Genomic DNA, 17,178 nt, shown 5'->3' with positions numbered 1-17,178 from the left:
GCAATATGGCTCGAATTATGTTGATCGAGGACTCGCATACCGATCGGGCAGTCTCCAGTCAATGGTTGGAAAAAGCAGGCCATACGGTCGTCGCCACCGACAATGCAGAAAAGGGACTTGAGCTGGTTCGCAGCCAGACGCCCGATTTGGTGCTGATGGACGTGGTGTTGCCCGGCATGAGTGGCCTCCAGGCAACGCGTGCACTCGCACGCGACCAGGCTACGAAGGACATCCCCGTGCTGCTGGTCAGCACCAAGGGCATGGAAACCGACAGGGCCCGGGGTTTGCGACAAGGTGCCAGCGACTACATCGTCAAGCCGCCGCGCGAAGACGATCTGATCGCCCGCATCAAACAACTGGTGCGTTGATGCGTTCTCCATTCGATATTCTTGAAGATTATGAGCGTCGCAGTCTTGCGCACGCCACGCCGCTGCCGGAACGCCAGTTCTCAGCCGATATCTGGCGTGGCGTCGGTTATCGCGTCGGTACCCGGCGATTAGTGTCTGACTTCCGCGAAGTTGCGGAAATCGTGCCGATGCCGCCGGTCACGCCAGTGCCGGGCGCACAGCCCTGGCTGCTGGGCGTGGGCAACCTGCGCGGCAATCTGTTCCCGGTGATCGATCTGAAGCAGTTCCTGGAGGGCCGGCGTACGGTGCTGCAGGAAGGTCAGCGTGTGCTGATCATGCGGCAGAGCGGCGGCGACGTCGCTCTGACCATCGATGAGCTGTACGGTCAGCGCAGTTTTGAGCAGGTCCAGGCGGTTGAACCCGGCGAGTTGGCGCAAGGGCGCTACGTCCAATTCATCGATCGTGCCTTCCGCAACGAGACGCAGGACTGGGGTGTGTTTTCCCTGGCGTTGCTGTCGCGCACTCCTGAATTCCGGCAGGCCGCGGCCTAAGCTGCGACCCCGCCATGTCATACAGATCGAGGTCGAACCATGAGTAACGCCCCAGACGCCCGCAAGACCAATAAGCTTGGCAGCGTCAGTACCAGCTTCTGGCTTGGCTTGCTGGTGTTGTCGATGATCGTGTTCGGCGCCAACACCGGCGTCGCTACCTGGCAGGGCAGTCGCCTTGCCGGTGCCGGCACTGGCGCGGCCGATCTGCAGGTGCTCTCCCAGCAGCTGGCCAACCAGGCCCGCGACGCGATTTCCGGTGACGCCAAGGCGTTTGCAACCTTCAAGGCGACCAAGAGCCGCATCGACAGCACGGTTGGCGAACTGGATGGCCGCTACGGCCAGGAAGGTTCGGTGGCCAGCGCGATTGCGCAGCTCAAGGCGACCTGGGTGCCGCTCAGCAAGAACGCCGATCAGGTCATCGCCAGCGAACCGGCGGTGCTCGGTCTGGCCGGCAACGCCGAACGCTTCTCCGCAAGCGTGCCGCAGTTGCAGGCGCAGTTAAACGAAGTGGTGCGCGCAATGACGGTCAGCGGCGCGCCTTCCTCGCAGATCTACAACACGCTGCAGCAGGTCGTGGTCGCCAGCACCATGGCGCTCCGGGTGACTGAAATGCGCGCCGGTGGCGCCGATGCGGTCGCTTCCGGCGACGCGCTGGCTCGCGACTCGGTGGTGTTCACGCAGATGCTGGAAGGCTTGCGCGCAGGCAACGACGAACTCGGTATCGCCGCGGTGCGCAACCCGGCCGCGCTGTCGGCGCTAGAGCAGTCGCAGGCGCAGTGGACGACGATGAAGCATGACGTCGACGACATCCTCGCCAGCTCGCGCAATCTGTTCGCCGCGCAGTCCTCGGCCGCAGCGTTGACCGCCGGCTCCAACAGGATGCTTGACGACAGCAAGAAGCTGTTCGATGCATTCTCGGCGTTCGGTTCGGTTCGCGACACGCGCCTGTTTCCGAACTTCTGGTTGGGCGTGGTGTCCGGCCTGGTGGCCCTGCTGGCCATCGTGGGTTTCGTCTGGAGCTGGGTGCGGGTGCGTTCGCGCGAGCAGGACGTACGCTACCAGGCGCAGGTGGAATTCAGCAGCCGCAACCAGCAGGCGATTATGCGGTTGCTGGACGAAATCAGCTCGCTCGGTGAGGGTGACCTGACCGTCAAGGCATCGGTGACCGAGGACATGACCGGCGCGATCGCGGACGCCATCAACTATGCCGTGGACGAACTGCGCCACTTGGTGACCACGATCAACGACACCTCGGCGAAAGTTGCCGTGTCGACGCAGGAAACCCGGGCCACCGCGATGCAGCTGGCCGAAGCGGCCGGCCAGCAGGCTAATCAGATCAACACTGCTTCCGAACGCATCAGCGAAATCGCCGCCAGCATCGAACAAGTGTCGCGCACCTCAACCGAGTCGGCCGAAGTGGCGCAGCGCTCTGTGGTCATCGCCGCCGAAGGTGCCGGCGTAGTGCGCGAGACGATTCAGGGCATGGACCAGATCCGCGACCAGATCCAGGAAACCTCCAAGCGCATCAAGCGGCTGGGCGAATCCTCGCAGGAGATTGGCTCGATCGTGGAGCTGATCAACGACATTTCCGAGCAGACCAACATTCTGGCGCTTAACGCTGCGGTGCAGGCCGCCTCGGCGGGCGAGGCAGGTCGCGGTTTCGCCGTGGTGGCCGACGAAGTGCAGCGTTTGGCAGAACGCACCTCCGGTGCGACCCGACGCATCGAAGGTCTGGTCCAGACCATTCAGGCCGATACCAACGAAGCGGTCAGCTCGATGGAGCAGACCACGTCCGAAGTGGTGTCCGGTGCGCGTCTGGCCGAAGAAGCCGGGACCGCGCTGACCGAAATCGAGCGCGTGTCCAACGCCTTGAACAACCTGATCAAGAACATTTCCATCGCCGCGCACCAGCAGTCGGCCGCAGCGACGGATATCACACATACCATGGGCGTGATCCGTCAGATCACCAGCCAGACATCGCAAGGTGCGGAGCAGACGGCTGATTCGATCGGCAACCTTGCCGAGCTCGCTGCCGATCTGCGCCGTTCGGTCGCCGACTTCAAGCTGCCGGCGTGACCACGACGCGGAACGGGAAAGGATCACAGCAGATGGCGCGTAGTAGCGTTACGTCGATGCAGGAAGTGACCGGTTGCCGCGCTGGCGGCAAGTCGGTCGTCGTCAGGGGGCTGCGATGAGCGCGCTTCGCGATGCGATGAGTCATGCCGCACTAGGCTGGGTCAAGCCGGAGCTGGACGAGACGTTGCGCCAGGCGCGCAACGAGATCGAATACTTCGCCGAAGAACCGTCCGACACCAGTCGGATGCGTTTGTGCGCCGGCTATCTGCACCAGGTGCAGGGCACGCTGCGCATGGTCGAGTTGTACGCGCCAGCGATGGTGGCCGAGGAACTTGAGCTGCTCGCCCAGGCCGTGCAGGTCGGTGAAGTAGCCGACCGCGATGAAGCCTGCGCCATGCTGATGCGCGGTACCGTGCTGCTGCCCGATTATCTGGAGCGCCTGCAGAATGGTCATCGCGATATTCCGATCGTGCTACTGCCGCTGCTCAATGAAATCCGCGCCACGCGTGGCCAGCCGGGTCTCAACGAGAGCGTGTTGTTCGCGTTCGACCCGCAGGCCGGTGTCGCCACCGAGGCCGAGCTGAATCACGCCCGCGGCAGTCTGAGCGGACGCAATCGCGAATTGCTCGACACCGTCGGCAATGCGGTCAAGGAAGAATTGCTGCGGGTCAAAGATGCGCTGGATTTGCACCTGCGCATCGGCGGCGACATCGCCGAACTGCAGACCCAGGTCAAGGATCTCGGCAGCGTTGCCGACACGCTGGGCATGATGGGCCTGGGCGTTGCACGTAACGTCGTCGTGCAGCAGCGCGATGCGCTGGCGCGCGTGGTCGGTGGCCATATGCAGATGGACGAAGGCGTGCTGCTGGATATCGCCGGCGCGCTGCTGTACGTCGATGCCGCGCTGGACGACCAGGTCGCCAGTCTTGGCGCCGATATTGGCGATGGCAACGAAGCCAGCAGCAATGCGGATTCGGCGCAAATGCGACGCACGGTGGACGTGCTGGCGCGGGAAGCGATCGGCAACTTCGGCGCGGCGCGCGAGCATTTCGTCGCCTTCATCGAAACCAATTGGGATCACGCCCGTCTGACCGATGTGCCGCATCTGCTCGGCGAAGTCGGTGGTGCGTTGCGCATACTGGAACTGCCGCAGGCCGCTGATTATCTGGAAGGTGTGCGTCGTTACGTTGATCTGGAACTGATCGGCAAACACCGCGTGCCCAGCGGGCGCCAGCTGGATACCTTGGCCGATGCGATGGCCAGCCTTGAGTACTACCTGGAAGCCCTGCGCGAACGCCGTCCTGGCCGCGAAGAGATTCTAGACATTACCCGCAACAGCCTGGAAACGCTCCGTTACTGGCCGTTGCCGTCGGGCCGGCCGTCCGAATTGCCGGTCGGTGCCGACCAGCCGGACACTGTGGTCGAACCGCAGCCGGTTGCCGGCTCGCTCGTCCAGCACGCCGCCACGCCGGGGGCTGCGGCCAACGATGCCGCGCTCACGCCATCGCTGCAATGGGCCAACGAAACCTTGGTCGAGGCACCGTTTGCTGCCAGCGTGGTGCACGACACCGGCGCTGCCGCCGCCGATACGGTGTTTTCTTTCGACCCGGTCGCCGCCGAAGAAACCGTGTCCGGTCAGGCGCACGTGCCGTTTACGGTTGCGCCGCTGGACCTGTCCGACGACGGTGCGCAAGCGCCAGGCGACTGGCAGCTGAAAACCGCTGAGCAGGCTGCACCGTTCGCCACCTCCGCGTTCGACCCGGTGTCGGCCGAGCAGGACGGCAACGTGTCGGCAGATGCCGCGCAGGTCAGCTATACCGTTGATCTCAGTGCGCTGGAGCAGGACGAAGTCGCAACGCTGGTTGCTGCAGATGAAGCGCCGTTGCAGATCGAACGCATCGATGTGCCTGGCGATGCGAATCAGACTGAAGTTCCGTTGGACTTCATCGCCGAGACCGCAATCCACCGCGCACAGACCGGCATCGAAGATGCCTTCTCGCCACCGTCTTTGCCGCCCGTTCCGCCGCAGGAACTGGACGACCCGTTCGTCGAATCCGCGCCTGAGCCGCAGCATGCGCTTGCCGAAGAAGCCCCCGAACAGAGCACGCCGCGCGTACAGCAGGCCGTGGTCAGCGCGTTCGAACTGGATGACGCATCGGCTGCGTTTCTGGCGCAGCTAGACGCTGCCGCTGCGCAGTTTGATGTGGAACGTCCGCGAGGGCCGCTGACCACGGATGCCGACGCCGAGTCTGCGCAGGCAGCGCCCGAGCAAGCAGCAAGCGAGCCTTTGCCAGCCAGTGCCGATGCCGGCATCTTTGGAGGTTTCGGCGACAGCGATATCGACGACGATATTCGCGAGGTCTTCCTCGAAGAATTCGACGAAGAACTGGTCAACCTTGGGCAACTGCTGCCGGTATGGCGTGCCTCCCCGAACAGCCCGGAAAAACTGCGTCCGATCCGCCGTGTCTTCCATACCTTGAAGGGCAGTGGTTGTCTGGTTGGCGCCCATGTGCTGGGCGAGTTCAGCTGGAAGATCGAGAGCATGCTCAACCGCGTGCTCGACAACTCACGGCCGGCCAGTCCGGCCGTAGTGGCGGCGGTCGAGCTGGCCTACGAGGTATTGCCGCAGTTCACTGCCGCGCTGCGCGACCAGGGCCGCATCAGCGCCGATCTGCCGGAAATCCAGGCAGTTGCCGAGCGCGTTGCTGCGGGCGAAGAAATCTACTACGTGCCCGCAACCGCGACACCGGTGGCCGCAGATGCGGCCGTCATTCCGGCTGCCGCCGGCATCTTCGCTGCCAGTGGCGGGACGCCTGCGTTGGTCGACAGCGTGCTGCGCGAGATTCTGGAAGCCGAAGTCGCAGCGCATCTGGACACGGTCAACGCCTGGTTGCAGGCCAGCCAGGCCGAACCGCAGTTGGCCACCGAAGAATTGCTGCGCGCCGTGCACACGATGAGTGGCGCGTTCGCGATGACCGACGTGCCGGAAATCACCCTGGTGACCACGCCAGCCGAAAGTTACGTCAAGCGTCTGCTTGCCGCATCGGTAACGCCGTCTGCGGAAGGTGTCGAAGCGATCGCGGCAACCGCCGCTGCGATCGTCACGACCGTGACCGCGTTGCGCGCCGATGCGCCGCTGATTCCGTCGTTCGCAGCATTGACGGAGCGCTTGCGCGCGTTGGTGGATACGTTGCCGAAAGCGCAGTGGCCGCCACAGGTATTCCCGGACGAACTGGACGATCTCGACGCGCCCAGCGATGCTGCAGTTGCCAGCAACGCGGCGGTCGGACTGACCGGCGCGCAGGATCTATCGCCGTATATCGATGCGAGCGAACAGCTGTCCGATGCTGCCGTGCCGACGCATGGTGCCGACCAAGCACAGCCACAGCATGCCGAGGCGCCGTCGGCCGAAGATGCGCAAGTGGCGACTACTGAAGACTGGACGCCGGAAACCGCGGCGCTGGACAGCGTATCGACCGATCAGGACGGCCATTCGGGCGACCAAGCCGAGTACGCAGACGTGGCTGCTTCGTACGAGCACGATGCGGTGGCCGCGCAGGAGCAGCCTGCCGACGAGCAGGCCCATTCGGGCAGGCAAGCGCAGTCGGACGGGCAATTGCACGAACATGCGGTGGAAGCCGAGCCAACCGACGCCGAGCACACCGCCGAGGCACTGCCTGACGACACCATCGAGTCGGTACAGGCGTTCGAGATGGCGCAGGTGGCCGATCAGGTCGAAGAGACTGGCGATCGGCAATCTGAAACCGCGGCGGAGCTGCATGCCGAGACGGGTGTCGCTACCGACGCACAGCACGGCGATGCATACGCATCGCTCGAAGCGACTGCGGCGACAGATCATGTCGAGCACGCGGAGCAGACCCGACAGAGCGAGCTCGCCACCGAACACCAAGACACCACCGCTGCAGCCTTCAGCGCACCAGTTGAAGAAGCTGCACCGGCCGACACCACTGCCAACGATGCTGGCGCAGCATTCGATACCGGCCCGCTCAACTTTGACCAGCTCGATGGCGAACTCGTCGACATCTTCGTCGAGGAAGGCCGCGATCTGTTGGACCATTGCGATGGTCTGATCGCCCGCATGCGCGAAGTGCAGGACGACCGCGATGTCCTGAACGGACTGCAGCGCGATCTGCACACGCTCAAGGGCGGCGCGCGCATGGCTGGCATCAATGCCATCGGCGATCTCGGCCATGCGATCGAATCGCTGCTCGAAGCCGTGGCGGCCAACCGTACCGACATCGATCGTGATGACGTGCGCTTGTTCGAGCGCGGCTTCGATCGTCTGCACCAGTTGCTGACCCGCACCGGCATGCACCGTGCCGTGGCGATGCCGACCGACCTAGTGGAAGCTTTCGAAACCCGCACCCGTGGCCGCAACGCGGCACCGCCCAGCGATGCCGATGTGCGTGCAATCGCCAAGGCGTCGGTGGAACCGGCACCGTTGTCCGCACCGATTCCGGTCGAGGGTCAGACCGAAGAAGACGTCCTGCCGCGCGTTCAGCAGGAACAGGTGCGCGTGCGCGCCGACCTGCTGGACCGCCTGGTCAACCACGCTGGCGAAGTGGCGATCTACCGTTCGCGCCTGGAACAGCAGTTGGGCGCATTTCGTGGCGCCATGGGCGAACTGGATCGCACCAACGCCCGTCTGCGCGACCAATTGCGGCGTCTGGATCTTGAAACCGAAGCGCAGATCGTCGCGCGTTATCAGCGCGAGCAGGACCAGGGCGACCGCACCTTCGATCCGCTGGAACTGGACCGTTTCTCCACCCTGCAGCAGCTCAGCCGCGCGCTGAACGAATCGGCCGCCGATTTGGGCGGCCTGCAAGGGGTGCTGGAAAATCTCTCGCGTCAGTACGACGGCCTGCTGCAACAGCAGTCGCGCGTCAGTTCCGAGCTGCAGGACGGCCTGCTGCGTACGCGCATGGTGCCATTCGATGGGCTGGTGCCGCGTCTGCGCCGTGTGGTGCGCCAGGCGGCCAGCGACACCGGCAAGCAAGTGCATCTGCTGCTGGAAGGCACCCAGGGTGAACTCGATCGCAACGTGCTGGATCGCATGATTGCGCCGTTGGAACACATGCTGCGCAACTCGGTAGCGCATGGCCTGGAAACGCCGGAGCAACGGCGTAGCGCAGGCAAGCCGGAAGAAGGCAGCATCGCGATCCGTCTGCGCCGCGAAGGCTCGGAAATCGTGCTGGAAGTGGCCGACGACGGCGCCGGGCTGGACCGCGAGGCGATCCGTCACCGCGGCGAGCAGCGCGGCCTGATCGAACCCGGCCAGGCGCTTGGCGATGCCGAGCTGGATGGCCTGATTTTCGCTTCCGGTTTCAGCACCTCCGAGCAGGTCAGCCAGCTGGCTGGCCGTGGCGTGGGTATGGACGTGGTGGGCAACGAAGTGCGTCAGCTCGGCGGCTCGGTGGATATCCGCTCGGTGCGCGGCCAGGGCGTCACCTTTACCCTGCGCCTGCCGCAGACGCTGGCGGTCACCCAGGCGGTGTTCGTACGCATCGGCGACACCGTGTTTGCGGTGCCGGTGGGTTCGGTCAGCGGTATCGGACACATCTCGCGCATCCGTTACGAGTCCGGCGAGGGCGGTTACCACTACGCTGGCGAGCAATACGTGCTGCACGACCTCGGCTCGCTGGTCGGCCAGGCCGCGGCCAGTGCCGATGGTCAGGCGCAGGTGCCGTTGTTGCTGGTACGTGCGGGCGATCTGCGCGCGGCCGTGGCGATCGACCAGGTGCTGGGCAACCGCGAAATCGTGGTCAAGCCGGTGGGCCTGCAGATCGCCTCGGTGCCGGGCATCTACGGCGCTACCATCACCGGCGATGGTAGCGTGGTGGTGATCCTGGACATCGCTCCACTGGTGCGTCGTTACCTCGCACAGCCCGCGCGTCCGGCACTGGAAACCCAGGCCGAATCGCAGCGCCAGGTGCCATTGGTAATGGTGGTTGATGACTCGCTGACCATGCGCAAGGTCACCAGCCGCGTGCTGGAACGCCATAACCTGGACATCACCACCGCACGCGATGGTGTCGAGGCGATGAAATTGCTCGAAGAGCGCGTGCCCGACCTGATGCTGCTGGATATCGAAATGCCGCGCATGGACGGCTACGAACTGGCGGCCGCGATGCGCGCCGACCCGCGTTTCAAGGCGGTGCCGATCATGATGATCACCTCGCGCAGTGGCCAGAAGCATCGCCAGCGTGCCTTCGAGATCGGCGTGCAGCGTTACCTGGGCAAGCCTTACCAGGAGTTGGATCTGATGCGAAACGTGTACGACCTGCTGGGGATCGCCCGTGTCCGAGAATAATGGCGCAATGGGAACTCCGGTCGCCCTGCTGGGCCGGCCCGGTCAGGCGCGCGAGCGCCTGCGTGAAGCACTCGGCCTTGCCGGTGCGAAAGTGGTGCTGGAAGACGAACCGTCGGCGGTGGACGTGCAGATGCTGCGCGACGCCGCGCCGGTAGCGATACTGGTCTCGCTGGAACCGTCGATCGAGGACGCGCTGGAGGCGCTGGAACCTGCCTTCAATCTGCCCGGAGTTACGGTGATCTTCGACGAGGCCGAGCTGACCGTGCGTCGCGAGGGCTGGGAAGCGCAGCGTTGGGTGCGCCATCTGGCCGCCAAACTGCACGGCCACTCAGACGTGTTGCCGCCGGGCACCGAAAGCGAACCGTCGCTGCAGCCTGAGCCGGGTCTGGAGCGCGCGCCGCGTCGGCACTTGGATCTGCAGCTTGGTCAACATCTGCAAGCGGCCGCGCACGCATTCGAAAGCATGCCCAGCGATGCGTTATTCATGCGCACTGCCGGTTCTGCCGACGCAGCGGTGGCCAAAGACACGCCGGGCCTGACGCTGGCCGATTCCAGCACCTGGGGTCTGGTCGACGATGTCGCTGTGGTGGTACGCCCGCGTGCCGAGCTGGATCTGGCCGCGCTGTCAACCGGCGGTCTGTCGCTGGTGGAGTTGGATCAGACCGGCGCAACCACCGGTGCGGTGCTGGTGATGGCCGGCATCGGGGGACCGGATGCGATCCGGCGTCTGCTGGCTGCATTGCCGCCGGAATTTCCGCGCGCGGTGCTGGTGCGCATGAGCCTGGATGGTGGCCAGTACGGCAACCTGGTGCGACAGATAGGCCGGGTGTCTGCGCTGCCTGTAGAACTGGGTGAAGTTGGCCAGATGGTCGTGGCGGGCAAGGTATATGTGCTGCCTGAAGAGGTGGGTGTGCAGCAGCGTGCAGGTGCGCTGGCCTTCGTGGCAAAGGCCGATCCTGTCGGGCTGATTGCCGCGCTGCCGCCGACCGACAGTGCGGTGCTGATGCTCAGCGGCGCCAACGAGGCGCTGGTCGATGCGTCGCTGGCGCTGGCAAAGCAGGGCGGCTGGTTGGCGGGTCAGTCCGCCGACGGTTGTTACGACCCGGCCGCGGCTGCGCGTCTGGCACTCCAAGGCATTTTGACCGGCGACCCAGCGCAGTTGGCGCAGGCCTTGGCACAGCGTTGGCCGGCGTAAGCCGGGCGCTTCTTCTTCAATCGGAATCATGCGATGAGCTATGCCAACTAATGACGAAATCCGCGGCGTCCTGATCCAGGCCGGACAGGAGCGCGTGCTGCTGCCCAATGCAACGGTGGCCGAGGTGATGTCGCGCGTGCCGGTCGAGCCGCTGCCCGACATGCCGCGCTGGGTAGTCGGGCGCATCGACTGGTATGGCTGGAAGGTGCCACTGCTGTCGTTCGCGCGCTTCAGCGGCATAGGCGAAGAGCCCACCGCAGTCAACAACAAGGTGATCGTGCTGAAGGCACTGGGCGGCAATCCGGCGTTGCCGTATTTCGCGCTGTTGACCGCGTCGTTCCCGCAGCTCATCTCGCTGCCGCGCGATGGCCTGCTGGCCGACGCATCGGAAGATGCGTTGCCCGATGGCGTGCATATGCGCGTACTGCTGGGCAAGCAGAATGCGCTGCTGCCGAATCTGGACGCGATCGAGGCGCAGGTCAGTCAGGCATTTGCGGCGGCCGCTGCCTAAGAGTTGTAATCCCCACGGCCGCGGCGGCAGGCCCCTGTACGGGCGTTTGTCATGAGCATTCCTATATTCGCACCGGTCCGGCATCCCGATGGTGTGGTGTTGTGTGACCTGGCGGTGGTCGATCCGACTGCGATGGCCGACTACCACACGCGCAATCGCGCTCGCTTGGCCGGTGCGATGCCGCTGCGTCCGCCTGCGTTCTACACCACCGAAGGTTGGCGTCGCCTGTGTATCGCGTATCGCAGCGCGGTGCCCGGCGAACGTGAGTTGCAACTGGTGTTGTTGCACGGCGAGCAAGTGATCGGCACGACCGGTTTTACCCAGATCCAGCGCGGCGCATTTCAGGCCTGCCACATGGGTTACGGCCTGGACGCGGCGCAGCAGGGGCGTGGTTTGATCCAGTGGGCAGCCACGCAAGGCATCGCCTTCGCGTTCGGCCCACTCGGCTTGCATCGAGTGATGGCGCAATACGTCCCCGACAATCTGCGTAGTGCGCGTGTGCTGCAACGGCTGGGTTTCCAGATCGAAGGCTACGCGCGCCGCTATCTGCAATTGAACGGCGTCTGGCGCGACCATGTGCTGACCAGCAGGTTGCGCGAGGACGATTGGGGGCAGGGTGTCGACGAGCATTAAGAGTAGCTAACAAAACGACTGCGCTCACCGCCAGGCGGTCGCAGCCGGTGCTCGGAATCGGCATGTGTCAGGCTTACGCTGCGGTTGCTCCGTGCCATCCGCACCCACCTGGCGACTGCTTGCTACGGTTTGTTAGCCAATCTAAACCGGCATGCGCATCAGAGTCCGTCCCCTCAGCCCGATGCATCTGCCGGCAGGAGAGGGGCTTTCATATCGCCATTCTTTCTTCGGGACCTGGTCCGGGAGCACCGGGGCTTGGCAGGTGCGTTATTCCTGTCGTGAACTGCCTCGGCTACCTGCACAAGCACCCGGCGCGCACAAGCGCTGCTTTGCGCGGATCCGCACACGTCAGCACCGCAAGACGGTTTATCCGCACGCGGTGCTGTCGCATGATGGAAGGCTGCTACCGCATTGCGCGGCCACCTGTTTCCATCATGGAGTTGCCCGGATGATCCAACGTCGTCACTTCCTCAAGAGCACCACGTTTGGCGCGATCGCTTCCGGTTTGGCCGGTTGCGACGTGGGGGTGTTCGCGATCCAGAAGGGTTTCAGTTACGCGGTGTGCGATGCGCAGCGGCAGGATCTGCTGGTGCGCGATGAAAGCCGCTACATCCGCGAGCCGGCTCTATGAATACCTTGGGACTGGAAGTGGCTGCCGACTCGGTAGCCTCGGCACTTGCTGCGCAAAAGGGCGGTGCAATGCGCGTGGAGCTTTGCGGCGGCCTGGATGGCGGCGGGCTGACGCCTTCGTTCGGGACACTGGCGGTGGCACGCGAGCGCTTGCAGATTCCGTTGTATGTGCTGATTCGTCCACGGGTGGGCGATTTCGTGTTCGATGCGGCCGAGGTCGAGGTAATGCGGCGCGATGTGGAGCAATGCGTGCGGCTAGGTTGCGACGGCGTGGTGCTGGGCGCACTGGACCGGGGCGGGCAGGTGGATATGGCCACGATGCGGGTGTTGATCGCGACCGCAGGTTCGCTCGGCGTGACCTTCCATCGCGCGATCGATGTCAGTGCTGATCCGTCGCGCGCATTGGAAGACGCAATCACGTTGGGATGCCAGCGCGTGTTGACCTCAGGTGCGCGTGCAAGCGCCCTCGCGGGCATCGACGCCATTGCCGCATTGGTGCGCCAGGCCGGGGAGCGTATCAGCGTGATGCCCGGGGCTGGCGTCTGCGAGCACAACCTTCTGCTCTTGCGCGAACGCACCTGCGCACACGAATTTCATGCCTCCTTGCGCAGCACGATCGCCGCGCAAGTGCAGGCTCCGCATCCTTACATCAGCGACCTGGGCGGGGACTATCAACGCACCGATGCGGTCCGGGTGCAGCGGATGGTGGAGTTGTTGCATGTCAGTTGATGTGGCAACCGAATGCGTCGGGCAGCGATGCATGCATGTCTGGTCGCACACGAACGCCGGACTGAAGACCGGGGATGCAAGGCGCTGTCGGGTTTGTGTTGCCGATGCCCTTGTCGCTCTTGCAAGTCGCCAGCTACTCGCTTCTGCAGGAGCGCTTCACGTGCTCGCGGGCGGTGTCATATCGGCATGCAGAGACCCTTGGTGCGCCTCGGCAGGCTGTGTGTTTTCGGTCGCATCATCGGGTATGTGAGTTGCCACCAGAGGAAAATATTCTTCATATACAGGGTGTTTGGCGAGGAGCATCTCCCGCAACTTCCACATCTGAACGGCCTTGCAGAGGTTCTGCACATTGATTTCGCTGTCGTACTGATAGATAACGTCGCTCAGGTTGGCATTCTTGTCGGACTCCCACTCGGTTCTTGCGTCATCGAACTCTTCCTCCGTCCGATATATTTCGGGATCGAATTCCGGTCCGGGATTAACGAACTCCAGTATTTCATGCCAACGTTCACCCTTGCTTTCGTCGAGCAGGGTTTTCAGGGCTGGTACCTGTCCAAGCGTGGCAGGAGTTCCAGCCGGCCGCTTTCCCCGTGGGTAAAACGGGGCGCCTTCGGTGAACGGATTCCTCTCCTGCAAGACTAGATCCAGCAGATCGTGCGCGATGTTCTCGATAATGTTTTTCGCGTAATTGAGATCGCTGGCTGAAGGCGTCTGTGCTGGCCGGAGTTCGCTGAGTTTTTCTCGTAGATGAGGTGGTACGTGGATGCGGCACGTGGCAGGTAGCTTGGTAATCGAGCTCGGCAGATTTTTCAGATTGCGGCAACCTCGCAGATCAAGCTCTTCAAGCTGTGCGAGTTTGTGGATGTCTGCCGGCAGTGAGCGCAGATTGATGCAATCGCGCAGGTTGAGTTTCTTTAATGGCGCGCGCCCTGCAAAAATTGGCGGGTAGCAACGTAATTGTTCGCAGCCTCGTAAATTCAGTGTTTGCAGCATGGGTAGATCATGGATACCGACGGGCAGCGCGTTAAGTTGTGACCTGCTGGCCTCCAGGTGTTGCAGTTTCTTCAGGTGCTTGATGGATTCTGGAAGAGAGCGTAACCCTGTCCTCGATAGCTTCAGAGTGGACAGGTTGATCAGCCCTTCGGGCTCACCAGAGGCATTGCTGGTGGCAAGGCACGGCAACTGCGACAAGTGCGGGCTTGATGTGATGCAGAGCTCACGCAACTGGATCATGTTCGCGATGGACGCAGGCAGTTTCTGAATGGGGTTGTTGTGCAGCGACAGCGATTGCAGGTTCCTCAGTTCATGCATCGTTTCCGGAAGCGCCTGCAAGCCTGCTGCTGTGATGTCCATCGTCTGCAGATGAGAAAGACGGAATGTCGTCTGCTCCGGGAATTGCGGAAGAGGAGTTGTGTCGATGCTCAGCAATTCGGCATCTGGTCTGGCGGCATCGGCAAGCAGCCCTACGGTTATTTGCAGGGCGTTACGTGGCGTTATTTCGGTGGTCAAGCCTATGCTGGCATCAAACCATGCGTCATGCCACGAGCGCAAGTCGGCTGAGCGTTCGTCTCGCCACTGCGCCAGGGCGTTCTCATACGAACGCAACTGCGTACTGCGTTGTAATTGCGCGCCGACCAGCATCGGTCTGGCGGCCGACGGTGCATTGAGGAGTTGTGGTGAATCTGTAGTAGCAGTAAAGGGGAATCGGGCGCGCTCGCTGCTGTCAAACTGCGGTAGCGCTGCTGGCAGTAAAGCATCTACAAGCTCTTCATCGAGCACCATTGGCGTGCCTGCGCCGCGTGGACGTAGGCGACCTGCAATTTCAGGCCGATCACTGAAGGTTTCGGTGCCAGCAGGGGATGCGCGGCGCCGCGCGCGGTTGCCAGGTAAACGCCTGAGAAGGCCACTCAGCAGGCCAAGCGTGCCTGCGCTCTGGCCACGTGCCGGTGTCCCGTCACGGTGTGGTGCGGATGTATTGGAAGCGACCTGCTGCGGGGTCTGGCTCGGCCCTTCCGATGTGCGTGCCCGGGTAATGCGTTGCATGGCATTCCTCATTCATCGCTGCTGTACGAAGGGGATGATCAACCTGGAGCACACCGGGCAAGGTGCTTGGCGCGAAACACTTGCCGACGGGGCGAAGCGGCAGCGCGCCCTGTTGCAGAAGAGATGGGCGACGGTCATGCTGGTGACGTGCTGGATTCCAGCGTGTGGAGCTTTCATTTATGCCGCCGCCGCGCAGCGCGTGGGCGATCACCACGTGCTTGATGCGTTGGCGCTTAAGTCAGGTGTAGCTGATGTGCACCACCATTGCCGCGGAGTGGGGCCGAGTTTGCAGGACAGCTGCGCCGGCCCGGTGGTGGACTGAAACAGCACTGGATTCCAGGCTGGCAGTGCCGCGCCATCGGGACCCGCAGATGTGCCGTCGGCGATGCGTCGCGGTGTCTGCCAGCGCTGTGGGCCGCGTTGCGCGAGCCAGATGCCGACATCTGCCGCACCGTCGTGCGCGCCACCGAACCACGCCGCCAACAGGCTGCCGTCGGGTGTTTCCAGCAGCGTGGAGACATGCGCCTGCGGCGTCGTGTCGGGCGGCCTGAGGACAAAGGGCGAGGCAACCGGCGATTCCGCGTGGGCGACGACAGCGGCAAGGCTCGCAATCAGGCGGCTCGGCAGGTGTGGCGGATCCAGCGTGGTCCGGTCCTGTGCGGATTTTAAAGATACCTATTTATAATCTATTAAATACCATATGCTCTGGTCATCCCAGGCGGCCCTGGTTGCCGACCACTGCGAGGACCCTCGATGTCATCACACCTGCTCTCACCGTTGCGCTGGCTGGCCGCAATCGGTCTGACCGCACTGACCTTGCCTACTGCCATCGCGCAGAATTTCGCCGATGTGAAACCCTCGCCGCAGCAGGTGGCCTGGCAGGATCTGGCATTCGGCGTGATCGTGCACTTCAATCCCAACACTTGGCTTGATCGGGAGTGGGGCGACGGCACGGCCAGCCCGAAGACCTTCAACCCTACCAATGTGGATCCGGGCCAGTGGGTGCGCGCGGCCAAATCGGCAGGTGCCAGCTACGTGATTCTGGTGGCCAAGCACCACGACGGCTTTGCGCTGTGGCCTACTGCCGAGAGCAATTACTCGGTCAAGAACAGTCCGTGGATGGGTGGCAAGGGCGACCTGGTCAAGCTCACCAGCGATGCGGTGCGCAAGGAAGGCATGGGCTTTGGCGTGTACCTGTCGCCATGGGATCGCCACGAGCCGAAGTACGCTGATTCGAAGGCCTATGACACGTTCTATGCCGCGCAGCTGGTGGAGCTTGCCTCGCATTACGGTCCTATCACAGAGTGGTGGCTGGACGGCGCCGGCAGTGCCGGGCACGTGTACAACTTCGACAAGTACATGGAAGAGTTGCGCACTTATCAGGCCAACGCGATGGTGTTCGCCGACACCGCCTTGTTCGAGTACGGCGATGTGCGTTGGGTAGGCAATGAGGCCGGTTTCATCGAAGGCGAAAACTGGAACGTGATCGACCGCCACGGTTATCTGCGTTGGCGCCCGGTGGAAGTGGATACGCCGCTGCACAAGTTGCAATGGTTCTGGCATCCCAACAGCGATCAGACGCTCAAGAGCGTGGATGAGCTGGTGGAAATCTGGGAAAAGAGCGTGGGCCTGGGCGGCCAGTTGGTGCTCGGCATTGCGCCGGACAAGCGTGGTGTATTGCCGGACGCAGATGTGAGCCGTCTGCAGGAACTCGGGCAGGCGATTCAGGCGCGTTACGGTGCGGGCAAGAATCTGGTGGAGGGCAACCTCAAGAAGCCCGATGGCATCGACGCAGCAGTGGATGGCGATCGCGAGACGTTCTGGAGCGCGCCGGCGGGGTCGCATAGCGCGGTGCTGGAGCTGCAATTCAAGCAACCGGTGACGTTCGACAGTGCGTTGAGTATGGAGTGGATCAACGACGGGCAGTTGGTGCACAAGTATGCCGTTGAAGCGTGGCAGGACGGTAAGTGGGTGCCGTTGGCGAAGGCGCAGGCGATCGGGCGGATGAAGATCGATCACTTCGCGCCAATGACTGCTTCACGGGTGCGGTTGAATATTCAGTCCAGTGCGGCCGCTGTGCATATTCGTGAGTTTCAGTTATTTAATACTGGGGTCGGGGCGCGTTGAGTTTG

At 63.2% G+C, this 17,178-nt stretch carries 11 protein-coding genes, 1 other RNA gene and 2 pseudogenes; 12 read left to right on the top strand and 2 right to left on the bottom strand.

The window, feature by feature from the left end:
* The first annotated feature begins 5 nt into the window (after nt 1–5).
* The 10 genes and pseudogenes from PD885_RS15655 (at nt 6) to PD885_RS15610 (ending at nt 13,003) form a co-directional block, all read left to right on the top strand.
* Nucleotides 6–368, top strand: a complete 363-nt coding sequence (locus PD885_RS15655) for a response regulator (RefSeq protein ID WP_002812042.1) — start codon at nt 6–8, stop codon at nt 366–368.
* On the top strand, nt 368–898 hold the full coding sequence (locus PD885_RS15650; protein ID WP_002812041.1) for a chemotaxis protein CheW: 531 nt from the start codon (nt 368–370) through the stop codon (nt 896–898). The genes PD885_RS15655 and PD885_RS15650 overlap by 1 nt, the downstream gene beginning before the upstream one ends.
* 39 nt (nt 899–937) lie before the next feature.
* Complete coding sequence (locus PD885_RS15645; RefSeq protein ID WP_002812040.1) at nt 938–2,974, top strand: methyl-accepting chemotaxis protein; 2,037 nt, start codon at nt 938–940, stop codon at nt 2,972–2,974.
* 115 nt (nt 2,975–3,089) lie between these two features.
* A complete protein-coding gene (locus PD885_RS15640) occupies nt 3,090–9,305 on the top strand; it encodes a hybrid sensor histidine kinase/response regulator (RefSeq protein WP_002812039.1) in 6,216 nt (2,071 codons plus the stop codon).
* 7 nt (nt 9,306–9,312) lie between these two features.
* Entirely contained in the window at nt 9,313–10,500 is a 1,188-nt protein-coding gene (locus PD885_RS15635; RefSeq protein WP_002812038.1) for a chemotaxis protein CheB, read from the top strand.
* A 33-nt stretch (nt 10,501–10,533) separates the two neighbouring features.
* Nucleotides 10,534–11,011: pseudogene (locus PD885_RS15630) on the top strand (chemotaxis protein CheW).
* A 51-nt stretch (nt 11,012–11,062) separates the two neighbouring features.
* On the top strand, nt 11,063–11,644 hold the full coding sequence (locus tag PD885_RS15625) for a GNAT family N-acetyltransferase (RefSeq protein ID WP_040762924.1): 582 nt from the start codon (nt 11,063–11,065) through the stop codon (nt 11,642–11,644).
* Nucleotides 11,645–11,706: 62 nt separating this feature from the next.
* Nucleotides 11,707–11,782: non-coding RNA, sX9 sRNA (locus PD885_RS15620), on the top strand.
* A 310-nt stretch (nt 11,783–12,092) separates the two neighbouring features.
* Nucleotides 12,093–12,275, top strand: a complete 183-nt coding sequence (locus PD885_RS21745; RefSeq protein ID WP_002812031.1) for a hypothetical protein — start codon at nt 12,093–12,095, stop codon at nt 12,273–12,275.
* Nucleotides 12,272–13,003, top strand: coding sequence for a copper homeostasis protein CutC (locus PD885_RS15610; RefSeq protein WP_002812029.1), 732 nt, complete (start codon nt 12,272–12,274; stop codon nt 13,001–13,003). The genes PD885_RS21745 and PD885_RS15610 overlap by 4 nt, the downstream gene beginning before the upstream one ends.
* 156 nt (nt 13,004–13,159) lie before the next feature.
* Here PD885_RS15610 and PD885_RS15605 read toward each other — a convergent pair whose 3' ends face one another.
* Nucleotides 13,160–15,046 carry a disease resistance family protein gene (locus PD885_RS15605; RefSeq protein WP_157276340.1) on the bottom strand — a complete coding sequence of 629 codons (1,887 nt, stop codon included), beginning with the start codon at nt 15,044–15,046 and terminating at the stop codon, nt 13,160–13,162.
* Between PD885_RS15605 and PD885_RS20975 the strand changes: the two genes are divergently transcribed.
* Entirely contained in the window at nt 15,045–15,368 is a 324-nt protein-coding gene (locus PD885_RS20975) for a hypothetical protein (protein WP_002812024.1), read from the top strand. The two genes, PD885_RS15605 and PD885_RS20975, sit on opposite strands and share 2 nt — an antisense overlap.
* Here the strand turns inward: PD885_RS20975 and PD885_RS15600 are convergent.
* Nucleotides 15,305–15,688, bottom strand: a pseudogene (locus PD885_RS15600) (exo-alpha-sialidase); the annotation flags it as partial. The gene PD885_RS20975 and the pseudogene PD885_RS15600 sit on opposite strands and share 64 nt — an antisense overlap.
* Nucleotides 15,689–15,799: 111 nt before the next feature.
* Here PD885_RS15600 and PD885_RS15595 point away from each other — a divergent pair.
* On the top strand, nt 15,800–17,173 hold the full coding sequence (locus PD885_RS15595) for an alpha-L-fucosidase (RefSeq protein WP_002812019.1): 1,374 nt from the start codon (nt 15,800–15,802) through the stop codon (nt 17,171–17,173).
* The last annotated feature ends 5 nt before the right edge of the window (nt 17,174–17,178 follow it).

This window comes from Xanthomonas fragariae (genome assembly GCF_900183975.1).
Lineage (GTDB): Bacteria > Pseudomonadota > Gammaproteobacteria > Xanthomonadales > Xanthomonadaceae > Xanthomonas > Xanthomonas fragariae.
The sequence above is the reverse complement of the archived record's forward strand: the minus strand, read 5'-3'. Positions and strand labels throughout refer to the sequence as shown.

What these genes read in the sequence shown, in the direction of transcription:
- PD885_RS15655 (WP_002812042.1), top strand. Translation starts at nt 6, where the DNA reads ATGGCTCGAATTATGTTGATCGAGGACTCGCATACCGATCGGGCAGTC.
- PD885_RS15650 (WP_002812041.1), top strand. Translation starts at nt 368, where the DNA reads ATGCGTTCTCCATTCGATATTCTTGAAGATTATGAGCGTCGCAGTCTT.
- PD885_RS15645 (WP_002812040.1), top strand. Translation starts at nt 938, where the DNA reads ATGAGTAACGCCCCAGACGCCCGCAAGACCAATAAGCTTGGCAGCGTC.
- PD885_RS15640 (WP_002812039.1), top strand. Translation starts at nt 3,090, where the DNA reads ATGAGCGCGCTTCGCGATGCGATGAGTCATGCCGCACTAGGCTGGGTC.
- PD885_RS15635 (WP_002812038.1), top strand. Translation starts at nt 9,313, where the DNA reads ATGGGAACTCCGGTCGCCCTGCTGGGCCGGCCCGGTCAGGCGCGCGAG.
- PD885_RS15625 (WP_040762924.1), top strand. Translation starts at nt 11,063, where the DNA reads ATGAGCATTCCTATATTCGCACCGGTCCGGCATCCCGATGGTGTGGTG.
- PD885_RS21745 (WP_002812031.1), top strand. Translation starts at nt 12,093, where the DNA reads ATGATCCAACGTCGTCACTTCCTCAAGAGCACCACGTTTGGCGCGATC.
- PD885_RS15610 (WP_002812029.1), top strand. Translation starts at nt 12,272, where the DNA reads ATGAATACCTTGGGACTGGAAGTGGCTGCCGACTCGGTAGCCTCGGCA.
- PD885_RS20975 (WP_002812024.1), top strand. Translation starts at nt 15,045, where the DNA reads ATGGCATTCCTCATTCATCGCTGCTGTACGAAGGGGATGATCAACCTG.
- PD885_RS15605 (WP_157276340.1), bottom strand. Translation starts at nt 15,046, where the DNA reads ATGCAACGCATTACCCGGGCACGCACATCGGAAGGGCCGAGCCAGACC.
- PD885_RS15595 (WP_002812019.1), top strand. Translation starts at nt 15,800, where the DNA reads ATGTCATCACACCTGCTCTCACCGTTGCGCTGGCTGGCCGCAATCGGT.